Raw genomic sequence first — 24,176 nt, 5'->3', positions numbered from 1 at the left:
GTTTCCCTTCTATATCCCTCATCCCTCTGTACAGTCTGCGGGCAGTACGGATAGCGGGGAAGCAGATAAAAATGATGACGGTTATCGACAATGCTGATTGAACGGACGGCGACGGGCGAAGGCAGCGGTGCGGTACTCGACGCCCGGGACTACCTGCAAGCCGACGAACTCGCCGCGCTGTGCAAGCGGAGTGACCTGCGCGCCTGGCTGCTCGTCACCGCGAACTGGGCGAGCATCGCCGCCGTGCTGACACCGCTTGCCCTGGCCCCGGGACCGCTGACTGTGCTGCTCGCCCTGTTGCTGCTGCCCGGACGGCAGCTCGGTCTCGCCGTGCTCATGCACGAGGCGGGGCATGGAACCCTGTTCGCAAGCTCCCGCCTCAACCGGCTCGTGGGCCAGTGGCTGTGCGCCCTGCCGGTGTTCAACGACCTGCCGAGCTATGCCGCCGGCCACCGGGAACACCACCGCAAGGCGGGCACGCGGGACGACCCGGATCTGCCCAACTACGCTGCCTACCCGGTGGACCGCGCGAGCTTTCGCCGCAAGGTGCTGCGCGACCTGTCGGGCCGCACGGGGCTCAGGCTGCTGGCGGCCGTGGCGCGCGGGGCCGCGGGCGGGGTGACGGCGGGCGCGACGCGCGCGGGCACCCGGCCCTTCCGGCAGATGCTCCTCGTGCAGGCCGTTCTTCTGGCGCTCGCCCTGCTCTCCGGCCTGCCCTGGCTGTACGCTGCCTGGCTCGGCAGCTTCCTGACCACCTTCATGCTGGTCATCCGCCTGAGGCAGGTGGCTGAACACGCCGCGGTCCCCGACCTCTACCACCCGGACCCGCGGCAGAATACACGCACCGTGGACGCGCCCTGGTGGCAGCGCTGGCTGCTCGCGCCGAACGGTGTGAACTTCCATCTCGAGCACCACCTGCTGCCCCGCGTCCCCTGCTACCGGTTGCGGCGCTTCCACCGCCTGCTGCGCGAGCGGGGCGCGCTCGACAGCGTGCCCGCTACCCGCTCCTACGGCGCCGTCCTGAGCGCCGTCATTGGCCCGGCCCCCGCGCCTGCCTGAGCGCTCCGGCAGCGCGAGGAATGCCATGACGCAGAACAGGGATGGCTCCCGGCTTCTGCCCGCGTCGGAAGCCGCCGTTCCCGGCGAAACGCGCGTGCTGGAAGCCGCGCTCGAACTGGAGCAGCTCGCGCTCTGGCAGGCAGCCGGCAGCAGCGACACCGTGCAGGTCAACGAGCGCCTCGCGCGGCTCTTCCGCCTGCCGGCGGAAACCCGTTCAGTGCAGTTCCGGGAGCTGCTGTCCCTGATCCACCCGGAAGACCGGGAGCGGGTAGCCGGCACCGTGGCCAACTACCTCGAGCGCGACCTTCGCGACCGCCTGGAGTTCCAGTTCCGGCTGCGCTTCGAGGACGGGGAGGAGCGGCGGATTCTCTGCCGCGGAACCCGCGCCGGGCCGGGCACCGCGCCCGCCGGTGCCCTGGTGGGCACCGCCCGGGACGTGACCTGGGTCGAGACGGGCAAGGCGGAGTCCCTCTACCGCCCGGAGCTGCACCGGCTGATCATTTCCCTCTCCATGACCATGATCAACGCGCCCCTGGCGGACCTCGACCAGGTCATGACCGACGCGCTGGGGGAGGTCAGCCGCTTCGTCGGTGCCGACCGGGCCTATCGCTTCGACTACGACTGGGAGCACGGGGAGACCAGCAACAGCCACGAGTGGTGCGCCGATGGCATCGAGCCGCAGATCGACCAGCTCCAGCAGGTGCCCATCGACGCGATCGAGCAATGGACCAGCGCCCACCGGCGGGGCCTGCCCTTTCTCGTATCCGCGGTGCACGCGCTGCCCGAGGGCCACGCGTTGCGGGAGCTCCTCGAGCCGCAGGACATCAAGTCGCTGATTGCGCTGCCGATGCTGCAGGGCGATAACTGTATCGGTTTCATCGGCTTCGACGCGGTACGCGCAGAGCGGACCTGGACCGAGGTGGAAACGAGCCTGCTGGCGCTGCTTGCCGAGCTGTTCGTGAACGCGGAAGACCGGCGCCGGCGCGAGGCAGCCCTGCGTGAAGCCCTGGCCGAGCTCGAGCAGTCCCGGGACTCGGCACTCACCCTGGCCCAGTTCGCCCAGGGGGCCAACAGCGCGAAGTCGCGCTTCGTGGCGAACATGAGCCACGAAATCCGCACCCCGCTGCACGTAATCCTCGGCCTCGGCGACTCACTGGCCGACAGCCGCCTTGATCAGGAGCAGCAACGCTGGGTGGCGGCCCTCAGGGAGGCGGGAAAATCCCTCGGCGCACTCATCGACGATATCCTCGACTACTCGCGGCTGGAGTCCGACAAGGTCTCCATCGCCAGCGAACCCTTCGACCCGCGAGCCGTGGGCGACAATCTCGTGCAAGGGCTCCGGCCCCTCGCCGAAGATCGGGGGCTCAGGCTCCACTACGAACCCTCGCCCGCGCTGCCGGAGGCCGTCACGGGCGATGCGCGGCGGCTGCGGCAGGTTCTCCTGAACCTGATCGGCAACGCCATCAAGTTCACCGACGAGGGCAGCATCACGCTGCGCATGGCACCGGGCCCGGGATGCCTGGAGCTCGAGGTCAGCGATACCGGTATCGGTATCAGCGCAGAGGAACGGGAGCACATTTTCCAGCCGTTCTACCAGGCGCAACAGCCCGTGGAGCGCCGGGGGACCGGCCTCGGCCTCACCATCGTGCGCAGCCTCATCGAGCTCATGGGTGGCAGCCTGGAGCTCGAAAGCGCCCCCGGCGAAGGGACCCGGGTAAGCGTTGCGCTACCGGTCGCCGCCACGGCGACGGGGCCGGTGGACACTGTCGCCGGGGAAACCGAAGCAGGCGAAGCCGTCGAGGAGGGGGCGCTTGCCGGCGCCCGGGTGCTCCTCGTCGAGGACAGCGCCACGAACCGGATGCTCGTCGAGACCCAGCTCCGCGGCACCGGTTGTACGGTCACGACCGCCCGCGACGGCCGCGAAGCCGTGACCGCCTGTGACAACGAAACCTTCGACCTGATCCTCATGGACTGCCGCATGCCCGGCATGGACGGTTTCGAGGCTACCGGGGCCATCCGCGCCGGTGCCGGCGGCAATGCGGCCACGCCGATCATCGCGCTCACGGCGAACAACATGGCCGGTGACCGCGACCGCTGCCTGGCGGCGGGCATGAACCGCTTCCTGGCCAAGCCCTTCACCCGGGAAGCACTCATCACCACCATGGCTCGCGAACTCGCCCGCGAGCCTTCGGCACACCCCCCTGGCGCCAACGCCCGCGACAACGCCTGCGACTAGGCTCCCTCGCGGTCTCCCGGGCTGCGCTGCAGGGAATCCAGCTTCGCCTCCAGGCGGGCCAGCTGGTCCGCCAGCTGCTGCCGCTCGTCATGCGCCGCACGCTGGCTGCGCGCGTTGTGCTCCTCGGTCATGACCTCGAGGATCGTACCGACCATCATGTTCAGGAAGACGAAGGCGGTGAGGAAGATGAAGCTCAGGTAGAAAAGCCAGGACAGGGGATAGACGGCCATGGTCTCGTACATGACATCCGTCCAGTCCTCGAAGGTGGCAACCCGGAACAGCGTGAGCATGGCGATGGAGATGTCGCCCCAGAGCACCTCGTTCACCGGCGCGAAGAACAGGGCGCCGACCGCGCCGTAGATATAGAAAATCACGAACATGAGCAGGGCGATGTAGCCCATGCGCGGAATGGCCTTGAGCAGCGCATTGATCAACAGCCGCAGTTCCGGCACCACGGACACGAGCCGCAGCACCCGGAAGACCCGCAGCAGGCGGCCGATCAGTACCGCATCGGCGTTTTCCAGCGGCACCAGGCTGCCGAGCACGATCACCGTATCGAACAGGTTCCAGCCGTTCAGCAGAAAACGGTGCTTGCGCGGACAGGCGGCGAAGCGCAGCAGGATCTCGACCAGGAAAAACAGCGTGATTGCCGTATCCAGCGCGGGCAGGCTGCGCTCGAGGAGCGGCGGCAGGTCGTAGGTCTTGGCGCCGATGGTCAGCGCCGAGAGCAGGATGATGCTGATAACGGCGCCCTGGAACAGGCGGCTGCTCTCGATGCTCTGCAGCGCCTTGAGCGCGGGTGTACGGCGCGGGCCCCGCTCCGCGTTCTGGCCTGGACTGGACATGAAGAGGCACCCTGACGGGAAAGGCCCCGGGCACGCCCCGGGGTCGCCAACATGATAGGCGCCGCGCCGCCGCATTCAAGGGCGGCGCCTTGCTTTAGACGATCTCGACCAGCTCGATATCGAAGGTCAGTTCCTCGCCGGCCAGGGGGTGGTTGGCATCGACGGTAATCTCTTCGTCACCGACGCCGGTGACCACGAGGTTCATGACCTGGCCGTCGGCGCTCTTGCCCTGGAGCTGCATGCCCACGGCCGGGGCGATGTCCTCCGGCAGCGCGGTCTTCGGCACTTCCTGCACGAGCTGCTCGTGCCGGGGGCCGTAGGCCTCCTCCGGCGGGATCTTCACGGACTTGCTCTCGCCCACGGCCATGCCTTCCACGGCCTTGTCGAAACCGGCGATGACCGTGCCGCTGCCGACGGCGAACTCGAGGGGGTCGCTGCCTTCCGAGGTATCGAACTGCGTACCGTCGTTGAGTGTGCCGCTGTAGTGAATGCGGACGGTATCACCCGCCTGTGCCTGTTTCATGCTGTGCCTCCTCCGGGCGTGGCTTTAGACCCGGTGTCATTACCAGGCATACGGTCACCCTAACAGACGCCGCAGGGCGCGTGAAACCGCGTGCCGCCGCCGTGCTAGTATCCTTTGCCAGGCGGGAAGGCGTGTACCGGGGTGGGAAGAACGGGCCGCCAGCGGCCGGGGCCCGGAAACCATCACGAGGGAGACACGCCATGAGCACGGAGTACCACGGCGGACCGGTGATCGAAACAGTGGTGCAGGTTGCGCTGCTGGCGCTCCTGGCCTACGCCTGTGCACACATCCTCTCACCCTTTGCCAGCCTGCTGCTCTGGGCGCTGATCCTGGCGGTCACCCTGAACCCGCTGAACCGGCGCCTTGCCGGCGCTCTCGGCGGCCGCCGGGGCCGCGCCGCCACGCTCCTGGTGCTGGTCATTCTCGCACTCATCGGCACGCCGACGGTGCTGCTGACGACCTCCCTCGCAGGCGACGTGGTGAGCGGCTACCGCGCCTTCGAGGCGGGCACGCTCAAAGTGCCGCCTCCCAGGGACGCGGTCGCCGCCTGGCCCCTGATCGGCCCGGAGCTCCATGCCGCCTGGACCGAGGCCGCCGCGAATTTCTCCGCCTTCCTCACAGAGCATCGCGAGCAGCTGCGCAGCATCGCACGCTGGGCCATGGGCGCCGCCGGCAGTTCCATGGCCACGCTGCTTTTCTTCACCGGCGCCTTCATCATCGCCGGCGTCATGATGGCGTATGCGGATAGCGGCACGGGCGCCCTGCGCCGCCTCTGCTGCCGTGCAGCAGGCGAGGAACGCGGCGCGCAACTGCATACGCTCGCGGTGGCCACTACCCGCTCGGTGGCGGCCGGCGTGGTCGGTGTCGCCTTCATCCAGGCGGTGCTGTTCGGTATCGGTTTCCTGCTGGCCGGCATCCCCGCTGCCGGCCTTCTGGCCCTCGCCGCGCTGGTCCTCGGCATCGTGCAGATTCCCGCGCTCGTCGTCACCCTGCCAGCCATCGCCTGGCTCTGGCTCGGCAGCGAACACGGCACCCTCGCCAATGCAGCCCTGACGCTCTATTTCCTCCTGGCGGGGCTCGCGGACAATATCCTGAAGCCGCTGCTCCTCGGCCGCGGCGTCGAGGCGCCCATGCCGGTCATTCTGCTCGGCGCTCTCGGGGGTATGGTAACCAGCGGCCTCATGGGCCTGTTCACCGGCGCCGTCCTGCTGGCCATGGGCTACCAGCTGCTCATGGCCTGGGTGGACCGGGAAGCGCCCGCCGCCGGGGCCATGCCCGGAACAGGCCGGGGCGACGCCTGAACGATCACCCATGCCACTCGCCCGACAGCTGACGCTTGTTCTTGCGCTGGGGGCCGGTGTCGCCTGCGCGCCCCTGGGCCCCGATTTCCGGGAGCCGGAGATCGACTGGCTGGCGGCCTGGCAGCCGTCGCTCTACGGTCAGGTCGACGGCACCGACCCCGCCTTCAACGACAGGCTCGCTCGCTGGTGGTCCCGCTTCGAGGACCCGCAGCTGGAGGCGCTCCTGGCCCTCGCCCACCGCGACAACCCGGGGCTTCGCACGGCGGGGCTGCGCGTGCTGGAAGCCCGCGCCGTCCTCGGCATCGCCGGCGGCAGCCGCTACCCGCAGGTCCAGCGCATCGAGGGCAGCGCGGCGGTAGCGGGTGTCGACGACAGCTCAGGGCTGTCGCCGGATCGCAGCGACACCAGCGCCAGCCTGGGTCTGTCCCTGGGCTGGGAGCTCGACTTCTGGGGCCGCTATCGCCGCGCCGTGGAGGCGGCGGAGGCGGCGAGCTTCGCCTCGATCACGGCCCGACGCGACGCCCAGCTGTTGCTGACCGCGGAGGTGGCAGCCCGCTACTATGGCTACAAGACCACGCTGCGGCGAATCCGCGTGGCCCGGCAGAATGTCAGGGTGCAGGCGCGCAGCCTCCAGATCACGACGCGTCTCTTCGACGAGGGCCAGACCTCGGAGCTCGACCTGCAGCAGGCCAAGGTGCAGTACCTCGGCACCCGGGCCGGCATCCCCGGCCTCGAAATCGCTCTCGCCCGCCAGCGCAACGCCCTGGCCGCGCTCCTCGGCCGCCCCCCGGGGAACATCCCGGGGCTCGAGACCATCGACGACAGCCTGCCCGCAGTCGCCCCGCGGGCGATCCCGGCACTGCCGGCGCGGCTCCTCGCCCGGCGCCCGGATGTGCGCACGGCCGCCTGGCAGGCCGCGGCGCAGAGCGCTCGCATCGGAGTCGCCGCCGCGGACCTGTACCCGGCCATCGGCCTCGCCGGCAGCATCGGCTGGTCCGGCAGCTCCCTGGCGCTGTCACCGGACCGCACGGTCCTGGCCGCCGGGCCCACGCTGCGCTGGAACATCCTCAATTACGGGCGCCTCGAGAACGCGGTGCGCGTGGAGGATGCGCGGCTGCAGCAGGCCCTCGAGGGCTACCGGGCGGCGGTGCTCACGGCGGCCCGGGAAATCGACGATGCGGCGGTGCAGGTCGTGAAGACCGCTGAACGCCAGTCAGACCTCGACGCCTCCCTCGCTGCGGCCGAGCGCTCCCTCACCCTGGCCACCCGCCGCTACCAGGAGGGCTATTCCGGCTTCCAGCGGGTGCTCGACGCGCAGCGCGCCCTGGCCGCCCAGGCGGACCGCGCCATCAGCAACCAGGGCGACCACCTGCAGGCGGTCATCCAGCTCTACGCCGCCCTCGGCGGCGGCTGGGAGCCCGCCACGGCCGAAACCCTGCTGCCCGGCGACGTCCGCAGGCAATTGCGCGAACGCGGCGCCTGGGATGTCCTTCTCGACGCGCCGCCGGCGGAGCCGCCCGCCCCCCGTGAATAGGAACACGCCATGACCGAGCCCGATACGCCGGCGCCGGAAGCGCCTCCCAGGGAGCCCGAGGAGTCTCCCCCGCCCACAGCGGGGCGCCGCGGCGGCCTGCTGCTCCTGGCGATCATCGCCCTGAGCCTCGGCTGGTACTTGCTGGCCGATCGCTATACGCCCTATACCAGCCAGGCGCGGGTCGAGGCCTACGTGGTCGGTGTCGCCCCCAAGGTCGCCGGCAAGGTCACCGCCGTGCTGGTCGGCAACAACGAGCGCGTGAAAGAGGGACAGCCGCTCTTCCGGATCGACGACAGCCAGTACGTCATTGCCACCGAGAGCGCGCGTGCGGACCTCGCCAACGTGCGCCAGCAGGTGCGCGCCGGGGAGGCGGCGGTCGCGACCGCCCGGGCCAACCTGCGTGCCGCCGAGGCCAACCGGGAAAAGGCGGAGAAGGACACCCGGCGGCTGCGGCGGCTGCGCGAGGACGACCCGGGTACCGTGTCCCTGCGCCGGCTGGAGATCTCCGAGGCGAGCCTCGAGGCGGCGCGGGCCCGGGTCGCCGCGGCCCAATCCGAGGTCCAGCGGGCCATTGATGCCATGGGCGGTCCCGGCGAGGACAACACGCAGCTCGCGGCGGCCCGGGCCCGGGTCGCGAAGGCGGAACTCGACCTCGCCAACACGACCGTGGTCGCCGAAAGCGACGGCTTCGTCACCGACCTGCGCACCGAGGCCGGACAGTTCGCAGGCACCGGCAGCCCGGTGCTGACGCTCATCGCCCTCAACGACCTGTGGGTCAACGCGGCCTTTACCGAGAACAACCTCGGGCACCTCGCACCGGGAACGCCGGTGGAGGTCGTCCTCGATGTCCTGCCCGGACACGTCTACCCGGGGCGCATCCGCGGCATCGGCCGCGGCGTGAGCGGCGGGCGCGATGCGCCGGCGGGCAACCTGCCCACCGTGCGCTCGAGCCGCGACTGGCTGCGCCCGGCACAACGCTTCCCGGTGCAGGTGGCCTTCGACGAACCGCTGCCGAAGGCCTTTCGCGAGCGTGTGCTGGTCGGCGGCCAGGCCTCGGTGATCGCCTACGGCGAGGGCTCGGGGCTGCTCGCGCCCCTCGGCAAGCTCTACATCCGCCTCGCCAGCCTGTTTTCCTATGCGTACTGATGTAACGCCCCTCATGGACGGCGCCCGGTGACCGCCCTGGAGGCGCGCCGCCGCAGCCACCGGCTCGCCGCGGCGACGGCGCTGGCTATCGCGCTGGGCTACGGCCTGGCGCTGCCGCTGCCCTTCCTGGCGGCCCTCTTCACCCTCTTCCTGACCAGCACCGCCAACACGGCGCCCGGGCCCAAGCGCATCATCGCCATCCTGCTGGCCCTGGCGCTCACCCTGGGCATCGGCGTGATCCTGGGCCCGATCGCCAGTGCCTGGCCGGTGACGGGCCTTGCGCTCATGGCGGCGGGCATCTACCTCAGTACCCGCATTGCCACCAGCGAGGGCAAGGCGCCCGCCGGCATGCTCCTGTCCATCGGCTGTGCGGTCATCCCCGCGATTGCCGCCGTAGATCCCGGCCTCGCCGCGATGCTCATCCAGGCCATGGTCCTGGCCATGGCGGTCGCCCTGCTCTGCCAGGTCGTCGCTTTCGCGCTCTTTCGCGCCACCGGCCCGGCAGCAGCGCCACCGCCGGCCCCCGCGCCGGCCGACAGCCAGTGGATCGCCCTGCGCGCCACGCTGTTCATGGCACCGCCGATCGGCCTCCTGCTCCTGGACCCGGCCTTCTACCTGCCGGTGGCCATGAAATCCCTGCTCCTGTCGCGGGAGGCGTCGACGGTCAGCGCCCGGGCGGCAACGAGGGAGCTGCTGACGTCGACCGTGGCCGGCGGTGCCGGTGCCATGCTTTTCTGGCTGCTCCTGGGTCTCGCCCCGACGCTGTGGTTCTTCGCGCTCTGGACAGCCGTATTCGCGGGGTACACCGGCTACCGCCTCTACGGGCTGGCGCCGACCCGCCACGGCCCCGGCTGGTGGGTGAACGCCCTGGCGACCCTACTCATCCTCCTCGGCGCAGCGGTGCAGGACAGCGCCACCGGCAAGGACGTGTACCAGGCCTTCGCCCTGCGCATGGCGCTGTTCCTCGGCGTCACCGGCTACGCCATACTGGCCATGACCGCGCTGGAGCGCTGGCGCGACCGGCGCCGCGCGGCGCCCCCCGCCCCCCCGGAGGCCATACCGTGCTCCTGAACCTCCTTCTCGGCGTGCCCGTGATGGCCATCTGCCTGGTTCTCCAGTCCACGCTCGTGGTGCTGGCGCTGCGCTTCTACACCCGCCGCCAGGCCCGTATCCGCGACCACGCCCTGGGCTCGGCGCTCAAGGTGCTCACCGGGGTCATGCTCATCCTCATCTTCGGCAACCTCGCCCAGGTCGCCGCCTGGGCCGCCCTGTTCCTGTTCATCGGTGAATTCGACGAATTCGCCGCGGCCGTCTACCATTCGGCCGTGAATTTCGCGACCCTCGGCTACGGTGATATCGTCATGTCCGAACGGCACGCGCTGCTGGGCCCGCTCGAAGCCATCAACGGCATCCTCATGGTCGGTATTTCCACCGCGGCGCTGATGCAGACCTTCCAGCACGCCCTGCGCCGGGTCCTCGGCGACCGCCCGCTGTGAGCACCCGCGAGGAACAGGACGCCCTGGGCACGGTGGCAGTGCCCGCGGACCGCTACTGGGGCGCGCAGACCCAGCGCGCCCTGGGCAATTTTCCCATCGGCGACCAGCGCATGCCGCTGGCCCTGGTTCGCGCCCTGGGCCTGGTGAAGTACTGCGCGGCGCGGACCAACGGCGAACTCGGCGCGCTGCCGGCGGACCTCGCCGACGCCATCGCCCGCGCCGCCCGGGAGGTGATGGACGGGCGCCGGGACGACCACTTCCCGCTCCCGGTCTGGCAGACCGGCTCCGGCACCCAGTCGAACATGAACGCCAACGAGGTGATCGCCAACCGCGCCTGCGAACTCCTCGGCGGCACCCTCGGCAGCCGCGACCCGGTGCACCCGAACGATCACGTGAACCGCGGCCAGTCCTCGAACGACAGCTTCCCCACGGCCATGCACATCGCGGCGGCCCGGGAGGCCCACCGGCGCCTGCTGCCGGCCCTGGCGCGGCTCGAGGAGATGCTGGGCGAGCACGCGGCGGCCTGGGAGGGGATCAACAAGATCGGCCGAACGCACCTGCAGGACGCCACGCCCCTGACCCTGGGGCAGGAGTTCTCCGCCTTCGCGGCCCAGGCCGCGCTGGGGCGCCGGCGCGTCGCAGGGGCCCTGGAGGACGTCTATGCCCTGGCCCAGGGCGGCACCGCCGTCGGCACGGGCCTCAACTGCCCGGCCGGCTTCGCCGGGCGCTTCGCCGCCCTCGTGGCCGAGGAGACGGGGCTGCCCTTCCGCACGGCACCGAACAAGTTCGAGGCCCTCGCGGCGCACGACGCGCTGGTGCAGCTCTCCGGGGCGCTGAACACCCTCGCCGTCAGCCTCGGCAAGCTGGCCAATGACGTGCGCCTCCTCGCCTCCGGCCCCCGCTGCGGCATCGGCGAGCTCCGGCTCCCGGCCAACGAGCCCGGCTCCTCGATCATGCCCGGCAAGGTCAACCCGACCCAGGCCGAGGCCCTCGGCATGGTCTGCGTGCAGGTCATCGGCAACCACGCCGCCGTGACCGCCGGGGGCCTGCAGGGCCAGCTGCAGCTCAACACCTTCAAGCCCGTGATCATCTACAACGTGCTCACCAGCATCAGCCTGCTCGCCGACGCCACGGACAGCTTCACCGAGCGCTGCCTCGCGGGCATGGCGCCGGAGCGCGACCGGATCGCGACGCACCTCGAGCAGTCCCTCATGCTGGTGACCGCCCTGGCCCCGGCCATCGGCTATGACCGGGCTGCGGCCATCGCCAAGCGCGCCCACGCCGAGGGTACGACGCTGCGCGAAGCGGCCCTCGCGGAGGGCGCGGTGGACGGAGAGACCTTCGACCGGCTGCTGGACGTCGACGCCATGACGCGCCCCGGCGGCCGGGACGACGACTGAACCGTGCAGCTGCCTCGCTTCGTTCCCGAGGACCTGCGCCAGCTCGCCCGCTTCGTGCCCGCCCGGGGCTGGGACGCCATCGAGTGGAAGCCCCTGCTCGGCAGCCTGAAATCCGTAAGCTGGCGCTTCGTGAGCGGCTCGGGGGTGGGGAGGCTGCGCGAGGACCTGGCGGCGCGCGACCCGGGGGTCCTGCTTGCCGAGGGCCTGGATGGCCTGCGCCCGCTGGCGGCGGTGGACGGGCCGCGCGTTCGCAAGCGCTGCGGCGACGACCTGCTGCGGCTCTACTTCGCGCAGTGGCTCAACGAGGAGGGCCTGTTCCTGGATCTGCGCAGCCAGCGCTTCGCGCTGGACGGCCGGGCGCTGGTGTTCGTCCCGAACGGGCTCTGGGTGCAGCTGCGGCCGGCGTTCCGGGAGGGCATGGCCGACATCTACCGCGGCTTCTACAGCGGCGACGAGGCGCTGCTGGAGCGCGCCCTTCTCGCCACCGGCATGCTGCGGGAGGGGCTGCCCGACGCCGCCCGCGACGAACTGTTCGGCCTGCTGCGGCAGCACTTCGGCATCAGCCAGTCGCGGCAGCGCTTCGCCATCGACAGCTTCAAGGCGTCCTTCGATGAGCTCTTCGATTTTTTCCTGGCCCACGACTACACGCTGCACAGCGATTTCGTCTGGGTCGGCTTCTACCTGATCACCCTCTACCTCACCCTCGAGGAGGGCGGGCAGGCACACGACGTACGCGCGATCTGCGAAGAGGTGCTGCTCCCCGGCTGAAACGCGTGTCGACGAACCGGCTCGAGGGGCTAGTCGAAGTCCGGCAGCGCGGGTTTCACCAGTTCCTTGCCCACCTCCCGCCAGGCGTCGATGCCGCCGGCAATCGAGGCCACGTGGAGATAGCCCATCTCCTGCATGGCGGCGGCCGACAGGGCCGCGCGGCCGCTGGTTTTGCAATAGACCAGCACCCGCCGGGTACGGTCTTCCAGGGCCGGGTCGGCGGTGAGCTTGAACTCGAGCATCCCGCGCGGGATGTTCACGGCACCGGGCAGGTGGTCCTCGCGGAATTCCTCAGGCTCGCGGACGTCGATCACCAGGTCGATATCGGCGAGGGACGCCTCGGCCTCATCCGGGGTCACCTCGTGGATCTTCGCCTTGGCATCGGCGACGAGGTCGTGGGATGTCTTCACGGCTCGCTCCTCAACAGGGTTTTGGTGCAGCAAGTCTAACGCAGTGCGCCGGCGGCCGGATGATCCCGGTCAAAGCCAGCGCCGGAGACGGAAGGCTCCGAGCACCAGTACCGCTGCCACGACACAGCCACTGGCGACCACCCAGAAGCCACTCTCGCTCTCCACCCCGGGCATGCCGCCGACATTGATACCCATGAGGCCGGTGAAGAAGCCCAGGGGCAGGAACAGCGCCGCGACCAGGGAGAGCAGGTACATGCGGGCATTGAGCTGTTCCGACAGGCGCGCGGCGAGTTCGTCGTGGGCAACCGCGGCGCGCTCGCGGACCTCGTCGATAGCCTCGACCAGGCGCACCTGCCGGTCGGCGATCTCGCGCAGGCGCAGCCGGTCGAGCTCCCCGACCCAGGGCAGCGGTTCCGTCGCGAGGCGGGCCAGGGCCTCGCGCTGGGGGGCCAGGTAGCGGCGGACGGCAATGGTGCGCTTGCGCAGGCTGCCGAGGCTCGCGCGCAGGGAGCCGGTATCGTCGAGGAGCAGGTCCTCCTCGAGGCCGAGCACCGCGTCCTCGAAACCCTCGATACTGTCGCTCATGCGCTGGACGAGGCGATCGAGCCAGGCCACCAGCAGCGCCGGGGCCGATTCGGGGCCGTCGCCGGCGCGGAGCCCCTCGAGCATGTCTTCCGTGGACTGCAGCCGGCGGCGGCGCACGGTGATCACCCGCTCGCCATCGCTCCAGAGACGCAGGGAGACCATGTCTTCCGGGTCTTCCCCGGGATTCAGGTTGATGCCGCGCACCGTGAGCAGGAGGTTACTGGCCCGCGTGAGCACCCGCGGCCGGGTCTCCTCCATGAGCAGGCCGTCGATGGCGATGTCGTTGAGGCCGCTGTGCGCTTTCAGGTACGCGCGGGTCGAGGGCTCATCCAGGCGAAGGTGCAGCCAGAGGCAGCCGTCCCCGGGGCGCCAGGCCAGGACCTCCTCCCAGGGGACTTCCCGGGCGCCTCCCGCGCCATCGAGTTGCAGGGCGTGGATCACGCCCTCCGGCCAGTCGTCCATCGCGCTCCTCCCCCCGGGGCTCTGTCGCAAAATACCATTGATAGATGCGCGCCACGCGCCCGGCCCGGTGCAGGCTGGCGAGCCCGTAGCCCAGGACACCCGCCGCGCTCTCGGCCACGAGGCAACGGGCATGCGGCACGGAGAGCCAGCGGCGCAGGGCGCGGCGGCTGAGCCGGTCGCCGGCGAAACTCCCGGCCTCGATGGCCAGCAGGGCGGGCAGGTCATCCGGGCGCGCGGGTCGCAGCGTGATCGAGGGTCGAGGGGGCACCATGGGCGCGACTATAATCGAGGGCCCCGGGGCGGTGACAGCCCCGCCGGCACGGAGCACGGATGGAACACCGGGATCAGCAGGTCCTCGACTTCGCCCACGACCACTGCGACCGCGGCGCCTGGCTGGTGACCATCGTCGCCGCCAGCGGCTCCTCGCCACGCCCCGTGGGCTCGCTCCTCGCCTGCGCCGATGACGGCACGCGCGCGGGGTCCGTCTCCGGCGGCTGCGTCGAGGAGGATCTCCTCGACCGGCTGGCGTCCGGCGAATTCGCCGGCCGTCGCGTTGCGCAGGTGGAATACGGCGTAAGCGCCGAGGAGAACGCCCGCCTCGGCCTGCCCTGCGGCGGCCGGCTCACGCTGCTGCTGCAGCGCCTCGGCCCCGATGACCGCCCCTGGCTCGCGGCCCTCGGCACCGCCATCGGGGAACGCCGCTGTCTCTGCCGCAGCGTGGACCTCGACAGCGGCAGGACGACCCTCAACGACCGGCAGACGCCGACCGCACCGCAGCTGGACGGGGGGCAGTTTCACCAGGTTTTCGGCCCGCTGCAGCGCCTGCTCCTGGTCGGCGCTGGGGAGCTGGCCGCCAGCCTCGCGGAACTGGCGCTGGCCATGGACTACGACGTGCTGGTGACGGACCCGCGGCAGAGCGCCCTGGACCAGTGGACCGGGCCCGCCGTGCCGCTCCTGCAGGGCATGCCCGATGACGTCGCCCGGGAACACGCGGCCGACCGGCACTCGCTGGTGATCACCCTGACCCATGACCCGCGCATCGACGACATGGCGCTCATGGAGGCGCTGGAGGGCGAGGCGTGGTACGTGGGCGCCCTGGGCTCGCGGCGCACCACCGAGGCGCGCCGTGAGCGGCTGCTTGAACTGGGTGTGTCGGAGAGCGCGCTGGCGCGTCTGCACGCCCCCGTGGGCCTGTCGATCGGCAGCAAGACACCGCTGGAGATCGCCGTGGCGATCATGGCGGAGCTGGTGCAGCTGCGCCGCCGGGGACCGGCGGCGGCCTGAGCCCGCGCGCGGCTCAGGCGCGGAGCTGCTCGCCGATGGGCAGTTCGCGGATGCGCTTCCCGGTCGCGGCGAAGATCGCGTTGCACAGCGCCGGCGCAAAGGGCGGCGTGCCCGGCTCGCCGACACCGGCGGGCGGCGCGTCGGAGTCGACCACCTCGACGCTGATGGCCGCGGGCGCCTCGGGCATGCGCGCCACGGGGTAGTCGTCGAAGTTGCCCTGCTCCACCGCACCGTCCTTCACCGTGATCGCCGAGTGCAGCGCGTAGCTCAGGCTGAACACCGACGCCCCTTCCATCTGGTTGCGCACGGAGTCGCGGTTGACCACGGTGCCGGCATCCACCGCCACCCAGGTCCCCGGGATCCGCAGGCTGCCGTCCTCGGCGACGGCGACCTCCACCACGGTCGCGACATAGGTCAGGAAGCTGCGGTGCACCGCCAGGCCCAGGCCGGAGCGGGCGGGCAGTTCGCGGCCCCAGCCGGCCATGTCGGTCGCGCGCCGCAGCACGTGCTTCAGGCGGCCGGTATCGAAGGGATATTCATCGAAGTCCGCGCCGTAATTGCCGAACGTCGAGCCCTCGGCCTCGAAGTCGATGATGCGGTCCGGGCCGATGGCCTCGAGAAGGAAATCCCGGTGATCGCGCCCGGCCTTGTGGGCCATCTCCGCCAGGAAGGACTGCAGCGCGAACACGTGGTAGATATTGGCCACGGAGCGCATCCAGCCCGTGCGCACCTGCGCCGGGGCGCGGCCGGTCTCGGCCTGGATGTGCGGGATGGCCAGCGGCGCGTCGGAGAGCCCGAGATCCGTCTCGAAGCCCGGCACCTCGGCGCCGGCTTCAAAGGTGGCGTTGATGGTCGGGAAGGTCGAGCGGTGACGCAGGGCCGTGAGCCGGCCATCGTCGTCCAGCGCCGCCTCGAGGCGCTGCGCACTCACGGTGTGGAAGAAACCGTGGCGGATATCGTCCTCGCGCTGCCACTGCACGCGCACCGGGCGGCCGCTCTTGTGGGCCAGCCAGGCGGCTTCCGCGGAGAAGTCCGGCTTGGACTTGCGGCCGAAAGCGCCGCCGAGCAGCGTCACGTGTACCTTCACCTTCTCCGGCGGCAGGTCGAGCAGCCCGGCGATCAGGGACTGGTCCGCCTGCGGATTCTGGGTCGCGGCCCAGACTTCCATGACGCCGTTTTCGAAGCGGGCCGTGGCGCAGGGCGGCTCCATGGGCGCCTGTGCCAGGTGCGGCACGTAGTACTCGGCGGCGTGCCGCCGCGCGTCGCCGGCCTCGGCCAGCGCGGCCTCCACGTCACCCTTGCTGCGGTGCACGTCGCCGGGCTCGCGGCAGGCCGCCTCGAGGCGGCCGCGGAAGCCGGCCGAGTCATAGCCCGCGTTCGGCGAGTCCGTCCAGTCGATCTCGAGCTTGTCGCGGCCCAGCTGCGCCGCCCAGGTATGCTCGGCGAGTACCGCCACCCCGCCCAGCGGATTGAAATCCACGGGGTTCTCCGAAAGTGCGGGCATGCGGATCACGTCCACCACGCCGGGCACCGCGCGCGCGGCACCGTCGTCGACGGAGGCCACGTCGGCGAGCACCACCGGCGGCCGGGCGATCATGGCCACCAGGGTGCCGGGCAGGCGCACGTCGGCGGCGAAGGTGGCACGGCCGCTGACGATGTCCTGCATGTCGACGATGGCCTTGCCCTTGCCGATATAGCGCCAGTCGGCGCGGTCCTTGGGCGTGACATCCGCCGGCGGTTCGCGGCCGGCGACGGCCTCGACCAGTTCGCCGTAGTCGAGGGAGCGCCCGCTGGCATCGTGGTGAACGCGGTGCTGTTCAGCCCGGCAGCTCCCGGCATCCACGCCCCAGCGCTCCGCCGCGGCGTCCCGGAGCATGCGGCGCACGGTGGCGCCCACCAGGCGCAGGCGCTCCAGGTTGAAGCGGATGCTCCGCGAGCCGTCCGTATTCTGGTCGCCGTAGCGCTTGTCGCCGAGGGCCTGGGCAATGGTGATGCGGCTCCAGTCCGCCTCGAGCTCGTCGGCGACGATCTGCGCCACCGCGGTGCGGGCGTGCTGCCCCATCTCGGAGCGGTGGCAGGTGATCTCCACCGTGCCGTCGGGCTGCAGGGCGACGAAGAGGCGCGCCTCGCTGCCCGCGGCCGCCGCCTCCGAGGCGATGGCGCCGGGCACGGCCCGGCGGCCGATGAGCGGCACCGCGAACACGGCGGCGCCGGCCACCGCCGTGGTGCGCAGGAAGCGCCGGCGGGACAGGTCGAAGTAATCGGTCATGATGCGGGCTCCGCGAGGTCGAGAAGAGCGGCCCTGATCCGCGGGTAGGTACCGCAGCGGCAGAGGTTGCCGGCCATGGCCTCGTCGATGGCAGCGGTATCCGGCGACGGGTTCTTCGACAGCAGCGCCGCCGCCTGCATGATCTGCCCGGGCTGGCAATAGCCGCACTGGGGCACCTGGTGCTTCGCCCAGGCCTGTTGTACCGGGTGGTCCGCGTTCTCGGCAAGGCCCTCGATCGTGGTCACGGCCTTGCCCTCGGCGGCGGCGACCGACGTCACGCAGCTGCGCACGGCCTCGCCGTCGAGGTGGACCGTGCAGGCCCCGCAGAGGCCGGCGCCGCAGCCGTACTTGGTGCCGGTCAGCGCGGCGACGTCGCGCAGGTACCAGAGCAGCGGCAGCGTGCCGTCGCCCTCGACGCTGTGCGTCTCGCCGTTGACGGTGAACTTGATCATCAGCCTCTCCCGCTGCTATCCGAAACGGTGTGAACTCCTACCTTAGCGCGGCACCGGCCGCGTTGCGACCGGCCTGCGGCCGGAGCGCGGCGAGGCGCCGCTGCCCCGGGGGCAGGGCTTAAAGGCCGGAGCCGTCGGCGGAGTAGATCACCCAGATCTTGGTGTAGCCGTCGGTCTCCCAGACGCCGGTCCACTCCTTCGGGATGGTCACGCCCTCGCCCGCCTCGATCTCGGTGACCGTGCCGTCACTGGAGGTCAGCGTGACCCCGCCCTCGAGGAAATACATGAACTCGTCGACCCCGTAGGGCTCCTCGATCTCCCAGCGCGAGGGGCCGGCCCGGTACATGCCCGACGCGAACTTGCCATCCGAGGATTTCAGGGAGGTGATATCGAGGACGGTCCCGTCCTCCTTGACCAGGGTCTCGGGGCTGTCGAAGAGCCCGCCCGCGAGGTCCTCCCGGCTCATTTCTGCCGGGTGAATGGCCTCTCCGGCAGCGACGGGCAGGGCGGCGGCGAGAAAGCCGGCGGCGATCAGGGACTTGGCGCGCAACATGTAAACCTCCAGGGGTCGGGTCTGTGGGTATGGCAGGGGCACGGGCTTAAAGATAGCCCATGGCGAGATAACCGGCCGCGGCGATCGCCGCGGCCACCAGGGCGTAGGGCAGCTGGGTCAGCGCATGCTGGAGCGGCGTACAGCCCGTCGCCTGCGCCGTGAGCACGGTCGCGTCGGAATAGAAACAGGCGTGGCTGCCGAAGGTGCTGGCGGACAGCGTGGCGCCGATGAGCAGCGTCATGTCGGCACCGAGGCTCCGGCCGAGGCTGGCCACGATCGGCAGCACGATGACGAAGACGCCCCAGTTGGAGCCGGTCATGAAGGAGACCAGCCCCATGCTGATGAAGATCACCACCGGCAGCGACTGCGCCGAAAGCAGCGGCTCGAGGCTGGCGACCACGTAGGCGGCCAGCCCCAGGGCGTCGTTCACTTCCTTGAGGATGAAAGCGGCGACCAGGACGGCCAGCGGCTCGATCATGATCTTGAAACCGTCGATGACCGTGTCGAAAGTCTCGTGCAGGTCGAGGAGGCGCAGGGCCAGCACGGTGAGCACGGTGGCGCCGAGCGCGATGTAGATACCCACGAGAAAATCGTTGCCGGCGGCCATGGTGGCGGCGACCAGGCCCACCATCGGCGCGACGAACAGCCACACCCGGGGCCTGATGCCGTCCTTGGGCTGAATGGACCGGTTCGCGGCCTCGATGTGCGCGGCCTCCGGCGGCACCATTTCCCCTTCTTCCACGGCGCGGCGCTCGGCCGCGCGCATGGGCCCGAGGGACGGCAGCCAGCCCATGATCACCAGCGGCACCACCAGCACTGCCGCCCAGGCATAGAACATGTAGGGAATGGCGGCGATGTAGGCGGCCAGGCCCTCGCCCTCCGCAGCCAGGTCGTTGGCGACGATCAGGCCGGCGAAAAAGGCGCCCCAGGTGGAGTAGGGAATGATGACGCTGATCGGGGCCGCCGTGGAATCGACCACGTAGGCGAGCTTCTCCCGGGAGACGCGGAAGCGGTCCGTGATGTCGCGCATGGCGGCGCCCACGGCGAGCGAGTTGAGGTAGTCGTCCACGAACATGGCGATGCCCAGGAGCCAGGTGATGAACAGCGCCCGCCGCTGGGTTCCCGCCCGCCGCGTCAGGTAGGCGGTAAAGGCCGAGGTAGAGCCGGTGCGCAGGAGCAGGCCGATAAGGCCGCCCATGAGGCCGCAGACCAGGATGACCCAGGCGACGTCGGGGTCAGTCAGCACCGTGACCGAGGTCTCCGCCATGGCCGTCACGAAACCCGGGCCATGGAGCATCATCAGGCCCAGCAGCGAGCCCGAGAGCAGGGACTCGATGGGCCGGTGAGTCCACAGGGCGAGAAGGAAGACCAGGCCCGTGGGCAGAAGGCAGAGCGCGCCCCAGCTGGTCGGCTCCACGGGCTAGCCCAGCTGCTCGCGGGTGGCGCGCCAGGCCGCGTCGATGGCGCCGTCCACGAAGGCCCAGGCCGACGCGTCGGAATTGGCGATGGAGATACGGCCGAGCTGCCGCGCGCCGAGGAGGTGCGGCCCCCGGTCGCGGTCGTAGCCCGGCGGGTCGAAGAGCTCGTTGTACTCGTAGCTATAGCCGTGGGGCCAGCGGTTGACCGTGAGGCCCGCGAGATCCCGCTCCACGTCGAACCCGGCCGCGCCGAGCGCCCCGTCGAGCTGGCGGACGATGCGCCGCTCGAAATCGGCGAAGGACAGCTCGTAGATGGCGCGGCGGCCGACGCGGTGCTGCTCGACGGCGCTGAGGCCAAGATCCGGCGCTGCGGGAATGTAGCTGCCATGCAGTATCGTTGCCTGCTCCGGGTCCCGGGCGAACTCGACACCGCCCATGCTGACGGGGAAGTCGAGGCCGAAGGAGTGCATGAGGTCCGGCTGGGGCACGCTGATGCTGTGCATGCCGAGCTCCGCGAGGGGGCGCCAGTTGCGCACGGCCATGCTCAGGTAGACGAGAGGCACTTTTTCCGGGTATTCGAGCGCCTCCCGCTGCGCGGCCGGCAGCTCAGGGCAGAGATACGGCACCATGGCGTTGTAGCAGGCCAGCACCGCATGGCGGCCCCGGGCCTTGCGTACCTGCCCGTTGTGCACGTAGCAGACATCCACGGCGGACTCGTCGGGCAGGTGGCGCACGTCCACGGCCGTGCTCGAGAGGCGCAGACGGCAGGCCTGCCCCGGCCGGTCCAGTGCGCCGTAGTCGGCGCGCGCCAGTACCAGGTCCTCCATGGTGCTGCCCGGGATGGCGCCGGGGATGAGCGCACGCACCAGGGAGCGGGCAACCCCGGCGTTGCCATCGGGAAAGTGGAAGATGTAGGGCTCATCGCGCTCCTGCGCGTTCGACGGCGGCTCCGGCAGGTCGAGGTAGCGCGTCCCCGGCATGCCGAGGTCCGCCGCCTGGGCGGCGGATACGGCATCCCAGCCCACACCCCACCAGCCGCGCATCTGGTCGCGCAGCAGCAGGTAGACGGCCTCGGGAACCCCCACGGTCCCGAGGAGAAAATCCCGGTAGCTGGTGCGCTTCAGCCAGGGCACGCGCGCCGCCGGCGCCAGGTGGGCCAGGTAATTGCGACGGCTCCCCAGCAGCGCGAGGAGCGCCTCGCGGGACGCGTCGTCGATCGGGTAGGCGGCGACCTGGGCCGGGTCCAGCCCCTTCTCCGGGTTGCGCCAGAGATCGAGCCCCGGCGCCGTGACGTCGCGGCCGTAGGCCTCGGCGCTGAACCAGATCCCGGCGTCCAGCCCCATGCGCTCCGAGAACGCCTGGTCGAAGTACTCGTAGAAGCGGTCCGTGACGATGCCCACGTCGCGCAGCAGTTTACCGGCCTCGGGCGAGTACCTCCCCGGGGTGTCGATGGACTGGCTGCCGCCGTAGCCGACGAGCAGCTCACCATCGACAGTGAATTCGTTGCGCCTGGCGTGGCCGCCGAAATCATCGTGGTTGTCGAGGATCAGGATGCGGGCGTCCGGCCCCTTCGCCTGGCGCCAGTAGAAGGCCGCGGCAAGACCGGAGATTCCGCCGCCGACCACCACCAGGTCATAGGGTGACTCATCCGGCGCCGCCGGGCGCGGGAATTCACGGCCCTCCCAGGCCAGGGCGTGGGCGACGTCGTAGGCACCGGGATGGCTGCCGCGCAGGCCCGTGAGGGCCGGCGGATAAGGGGCGGGGGCCGTCCCGGCGAGCAGCTCGGCCGGCGTCAGCGCGCCGGCGGCCGTGCCGAGGGCGATACCGCCGAGAAAATCCCGGCGGGTGATCGGCAGGCGACGCGTCACGACGCTAGAGGTTCCAGCTGAAGCGGACGCCGGCGGTGCGCGGGCGGCTCGGACTGATGTCCGACTGCACGTAGGGCGAACTCGCGGAGGAGACGCCGCCCTCGAAGTCGTAGTACTCGTCGTCGAGCAGGTTCTCGACGTAGAGCGCCAGGGACCAGCCCACCGGCGAGCGGTAGCCGGCCAGGGCCTGCACCTCCGTGTAGCCGCCCCCCTCGCGGGCGCCGGCGGCGATCGTCTCCGGTGTGAACGGCACCCAGTCGGCGGGAGCATCGTCTTCCCAGAAGCCGGTGAGGTTGCCGTAGAGCTCCCCGCTGGCAAGGGGAATCGCGCCGTCGAGGGTGGCGTAGGCCGTCCACTCGGGAATCCCCGGTAGCGGAGAGCCCTCGCAGGCGTTGCGGTCGCCGAGGAATTCCTCGCCGTCGGCGCAGAAGTCCTGTACGCCCTTGCCCTCGCTGTCGAACCAGGAGAAGCCGACACCGAAGCTCCAGTGCTCGGCGAAGGCATAGTTCCAGACACCCTCCACACCCTGGCCGTCGACGGTACCCGTGTTACAGACGACGACGATCGGCGAGCCCGGCTCGCTGCAGGTCGCCTGCAGGTCCTCGTACTCGTAGACGAAGGCGTTGAGCTGCAGCTGGCTGGCGCCGTCCAGGTGCGTGCCCTTGTAGCCCACCTCGTAGGAGATCACGGTTTCCGAGTCGAAGGACGAGGGCCGGAACTGCCCCGGCACCGCCTCGACGCCGCTGAAGGGACCGCCGGGCGTGATGGAGAAGCTGTTAAAGCCGCCCTGCTTGTAGCCGGTGGTGACGCTTGCATAGAGCAACTGGCCGTCCGTCGGACGCCAGTTGACCACCGCGCGCCAGGTGGGCTCGCTCCAGCTCTGCGTGTCGGACACGGGCCCCTCGGGGGTCGTGAAGCCCGTCTGCACCACCTGGCCAAGGAGACTCTGGTTGCGGTCCGTGAGGACCTCCTGGGACATCTCCTTCTCGTCGTCGTTGTAGCGCACGCCGAAGCTGGCATCCAGCTGCTCACTGAAGCGGAACTGCAGGTCGACGTAGGCGGCCCAGCCCTGGTACTTGCCGCGGGTACGGTTCCAGTCGTCGATCAGGCCGTCGTTCGCGCTCGGGGTCCAGCTGTAGGTCCCCCAGTAGTCGTTGAGAATGTAGGCGTAGGCGCCGCCATAGTAGGTGTTGTAGAACTCGAACAGGTCGGCGCAGGACTGGCCCCAGTACACGTTGCAGTAGACGTCCTCCGCCTGCTGCCCGAGGAATTCCGTATCGATCTCCTCGCGGTAGTAGGACACCCCCGCGTACCAGCTGAGCGGCCCGTCCGTGTCCGAGGTCAGGCGCAGTTCCTGCTCGAAATACTCGCCCTCCTGCACCTGTTCGTAGTTGAAGATCGCGAGCGCCGTGGCATCGAAGTCCTCGGTGTAGTGATAGTCGTGGTCCTTGTAGCCGGTCAGCGAGGTCAGGGTCGCCCAGCCGAGGTCATAGTTCAGCTCCAGGCCGACCTGGAAGATCTCGCCGTTGTCGATGAGCCCGTTCCGGGGCTCGTCGATGCGCACGTCCCGCGGGTCGCCGGGCACCGGTATCTCGCCGTAGATGCTCTCCAGGAAGGCATAGGCGGGACCGTTGCCGGTGGCCCGGTAGATCGTGCCGGACTGCTCCCGGTCCTCGTATTCAAGGTACAGCGTCGCGTCGAGCGCGCCGCCGGCATCGTAGACGCCGGTCACCCGGAAGGCCGTCTTCTCGTGCTCGATGTGCTCGTTACCGGTGATCACGTTGTCGACGTAGCCGTCCTCGCGGGAGTGCAGCCCCGCGACGCGCACGGCGATCGCCTCGCCGAGATCGAAGTTGGTACCGCCCTCGGCCCGGAAGATGCCCCGCTCGCCGGCGCGCAGGTCGATGTAGCTGTCGCTGTCGCCGCGCACGGGCTTGCGGGTGATGATGTTGAGGGCGCCGGCAATGGAATTGCGCCCGAAGAGGAAACCCTGCGGGCCGCGGAGAATCTCGGAGCGCTCGAGGTCGAAGACACTGGTGACCGCGGCACCGTTACGGCCCTGGTAGAAGCCGTTCTTGTAGACCCCGAGGGACGGGTCGCCCCCGTTGCCGAAGTCGTTGGTGGAGATGCCGCGGACGGCGATGGTGTCGAGAAAGCTGTCCTTCGAGTTGCCGGTAACGCCCGGTGTGAAGGAGACGAGGTCCTTGATGTCGTCCGTGTTCACGGTGCGCAGGAAGTCCCCGGACAGGGCCTGCACCGCGAGCGGCACGTCCATGACGGACTCGGCCCGCTTGGTGGCGGTGACGATCACCTCCTCCAGTTGCTGTGCGCTACTGGCGGCGGAGAACAGTGCGGCGGACACGGCGAGGCTGATACCCCGGCGAGCGCTGGATGGAATGGAACGGTGACGCCTGGTCATAGCTACCCCCTGGCTTTTGTAATGGACCCCGCGGCGGCGCGGGCCGGCTGAGGCCGGCAGGCGCCGCGAGGGACTCGACGTTATCTTGCGGGTACCTTGCTACCGATCTGTCGCCGGGTCTGCTCGCCGCGCCCGGGGCGTGCAAGCG

20 protein-coding genes are annotated in these 24,176 nt (G+C 70.3%); 10 read left to right on the top strand and 10 right to left on the bottom strand.

What is annotated here, in order from left to right; genetic code table 11:
* The first annotated feature begins 90 nt into the window (after positions 1-90).
* Positions 91-1,059 carry a fatty acid desaturase family protein gene (locus ACX93N_RS04990; protein ID WP_459427294.1) on the top strand — a complete coding sequence of 323 codons (969 nt, stop codon included), beginning with the start codon at positions 91-93 and terminating at the stop codon, positions 1,057-1,059.
* A gap of 25 nt (positions 1,060-1,084) precedes the next feature.
* Positions 1,085-3,295 (top strand): hybrid sensor histidine kinase/response regulator, encoded by a 2,211-nt coding sequence (locus tag ACX93N_RS04985; RefSeq protein ID WP_459427293.1) that lies wholly within the window; start codon positions 1,085-1,087, stop codon positions 3,293-3,295.
* Here ACX93N_RS04985 and ACX93N_RS04980 read toward each other — a convergent pair.
* Together ACX93N_RS04980 and ACX93N_RS04975 are read right to left on the bottom strand one after the other, a co-directional pair.
* Positions 3,292-4,140, bottom strand: a complete 849-nt coding sequence (locus ACX93N_RS04980; RefSeq protein WP_459427292.1) for an ion transporter — start codon at positions 4,138-4,140, stop codon at positions 3,292-3,294. The two genes, ACX93N_RS04985 and ACX93N_RS04980, sit on opposite strands and share 4 nt — an antisense overlap.
* Positions 4,141-4,234: 94 nt before the next feature.
* A complete protein-coding gene (locus tag ACX93N_RS04975) occupies positions 4,235-4,663 on the bottom strand; it encodes an FKBP-type peptidyl-prolyl cis-trans isomerase (RefSeq protein ID WP_459427291.1) in 429 nt (142 codons plus the stop codon).
* Positions 4,664-4,863: 200 nt separating this feature from the next.
* On the opposite strand from ACX93N_RS04975, the gene ACX93N_RS04970 reads away from it, so the two are divergent.
* Genes ACX93N_RS04970 through ACX93N_RS04940 form a run of 7 tightly spaced genes read left to right on the top strand, consistent with a single transcriptional unit; the run spans position 4,864 to position 12,308 of the window.
* Positions 4,864-5,964, top strand: a complete 1,101-nt coding sequence (locus ACX93N_RS04970; RefSeq protein WP_459427290.1) for an AI-2E family transporter — start codon at positions 4,864-4,866, stop codon at positions 5,962-5,964.
* A 10-nt stretch (positions 5,965-5,974) separates the two neighbouring features.
* Positions 5,975-7,498, top strand: coding sequence for an efflux transporter outer membrane subunit (locus ACX93N_RS04965; protein ID WP_459427289.1), 1,524 nt, complete (start codon positions 5,975-5,977; stop codon positions 7,496-7,498).
* A gap of 9 nt (positions 7,499-7,507) precedes the next feature.
* The gene (locus ACX93N_RS04960) at positions 7,508-8,644 is read left to right on the top strand and encodes an HlyD family secretion protein (protein WP_459427288.1); all 1,137 of its coding nucleotides are present in this window, start codon (positions 7,508-7,510) and stop codon (positions 8,642-8,644) included.
* A gap of 27 nt (positions 8,645-8,671) precedes the next feature.
* Entirely contained in the window at positions 8,672-9,715 is a 1,044-nt protein-coding gene (locus tag ACX93N_RS04955) for a DUF2955 domain-containing protein (protein WP_459427287.1), read from the top strand.
* Complete coding sequence (locus tag ACX93N_RS04950; RefSeq protein ID WP_459427286.1) at positions 9,706-10,140, top strand: ion channel; 435 nt, start codon at positions 9,706-9,708, stop codon at positions 10,138-10,140. Before ACX93N_RS04955 ends, ACX93N_RS04950 begins: the two co-directional genes overlap by 10 nt.
* Positions 10,137-11,540, top strand: coding sequence for a class II fumarate hydratase (fumC, locus tag ACX93N_RS04945; RefSeq protein ID WP_459427285.1), 1,404 nt, complete (start codon positions 10,137-10,139; stop codon positions 11,538-11,540). The genes ACX93N_RS04950 and fumC overlap by 4 nt, the downstream gene beginning before the upstream one ends.
* Positions 11,541-11,543: 3 nt before the next feature.
* Positions 11,544-12,308: a hypothetical protein gene (locus tag ACX93N_RS04940; RefSeq protein WP_459427284.1), complete on the top strand. Its 765-nt coding sequence runs from the start codon at positions 11,544-11,546 to the stop codon at positions 12,306-12,308.
* A 29-nt stretch (positions 12,309-12,337) separates the two neighbouring features.
* On the opposite strand, the gene ACX93N_RS04935 is transcribed toward ACX93N_RS04940, so the two are convergent.
* Complete coding sequence (locus ACX93N_RS04935; protein WP_459427283.1) at positions 12,338-12,718, bottom strand: rhodanese-like domain-containing protein; 381 nt, start codon at positions 12,716-12,718, stop codon at positions 12,338-12,340.
* A gap of 69 nt (positions 12,719-12,787) precedes the next feature.
* The gene (locus ACX93N_RS04930) at positions 12,788-13,765 is read right to left on the bottom strand and encodes a zinc transporter ZntB (protein WP_459427282.1); all 978 of its coding nucleotides are present in this window, start codon (positions 13,763-13,765) and stop codon (positions 12,788-12,790) included.
* A gap of 330 nt (positions 13,766-14,095) precedes the next feature.
* On the opposite strand from ACX93N_RS04930, the gene ACX93N_RS04925 reads away from it, so the two are divergent.
* Entirely contained in the window at positions 14,096-15,049 is a 954-nt protein-coding gene (locus ACX93N_RS04925) for an XdhC family protein (RefSeq protein ID WP_459427281.1), read from the top strand.
* Positions 15,050-15,062: 13 nt separating this feature from the next.
* Here the strand turns inward: ACX93N_RS04925 and ACX93N_RS04920 are convergent, their stop codons facing one another.
* The 6 genes from ACX93N_RS04920 to ACX93N_RS04895 form a co-directional block, all read right to left on the bottom strand.
* Entirely contained in the window at positions 15,063-17,318 is a 2,256-nt protein-coding gene (locus tag ACX93N_RS04920) for a xanthine dehydrogenase family protein molybdopterin-binding subunit (RefSeq protein WP_459427280.1), read from the bottom strand.
* Entirely contained in the window at positions 17,315-17,770 is a 456-nt protein-coding gene (locus tag ACX93N_RS04915; protein ID WP_459427279.1) for a (2Fe-2S)-binding protein, read from the bottom strand. The genes ACX93N_RS04920 and ACX93N_RS04915 overlap by 4 nt, the downstream gene beginning before the upstream one ends.
* Positions 17,771-17,888: 118 nt before the next feature.
* Positions 17,889-18,323, bottom strand: a complete 435-nt coding sequence (locus ACX93N_RS04910; protein ID WP_459427278.1) for a cupin domain-containing protein — start codon at positions 18,321-18,323, stop codon at positions 17,889-17,891.
* A gap of 46 nt (positions 18,324-18,369) precedes the next feature.
* Entirely contained in the window at positions 18,370-19,740 is a 1,371-nt protein-coding gene (locus ACX93N_RS04905) for a Na+/H+ antiporter NhaC family protein (RefSeq protein WP_459427277.1), read from the bottom strand.
* A gap of 3 nt (positions 19,741-19,743) precedes the next feature.
* Positions 19,744-21,609 carry an NAD(P)-binding protein gene (locus ACX93N_RS04900; RefSeq protein ID WP_459427276.1) on the bottom strand — a complete coding sequence of 622 codons (1,866 nt, stop codon included), beginning with the start codon at positions 21,607-21,609 and terminating at the stop codon, positions 19,744-19,746.
* Between the two features lie 4 nt (positions 21,610-21,613).
* Entirely contained in the window at positions 21,614-24,028 is a 2,415-nt protein-coding gene (locus tag ACX93N_RS04895) for a TonB-dependent receptor (RefSeq protein WP_459427275.1), read from the bottom strand.
* Between the last annotated feature and the right edge of the window lie 148 nt (positions 24,029-24,176).

The sequence above is a fragment of the Pseudohaliea sp. genome (genome assembly GCF_054552115.1).
This window is presented reverse-complemented; position numbering and strand designations above follow the sequence as displayed.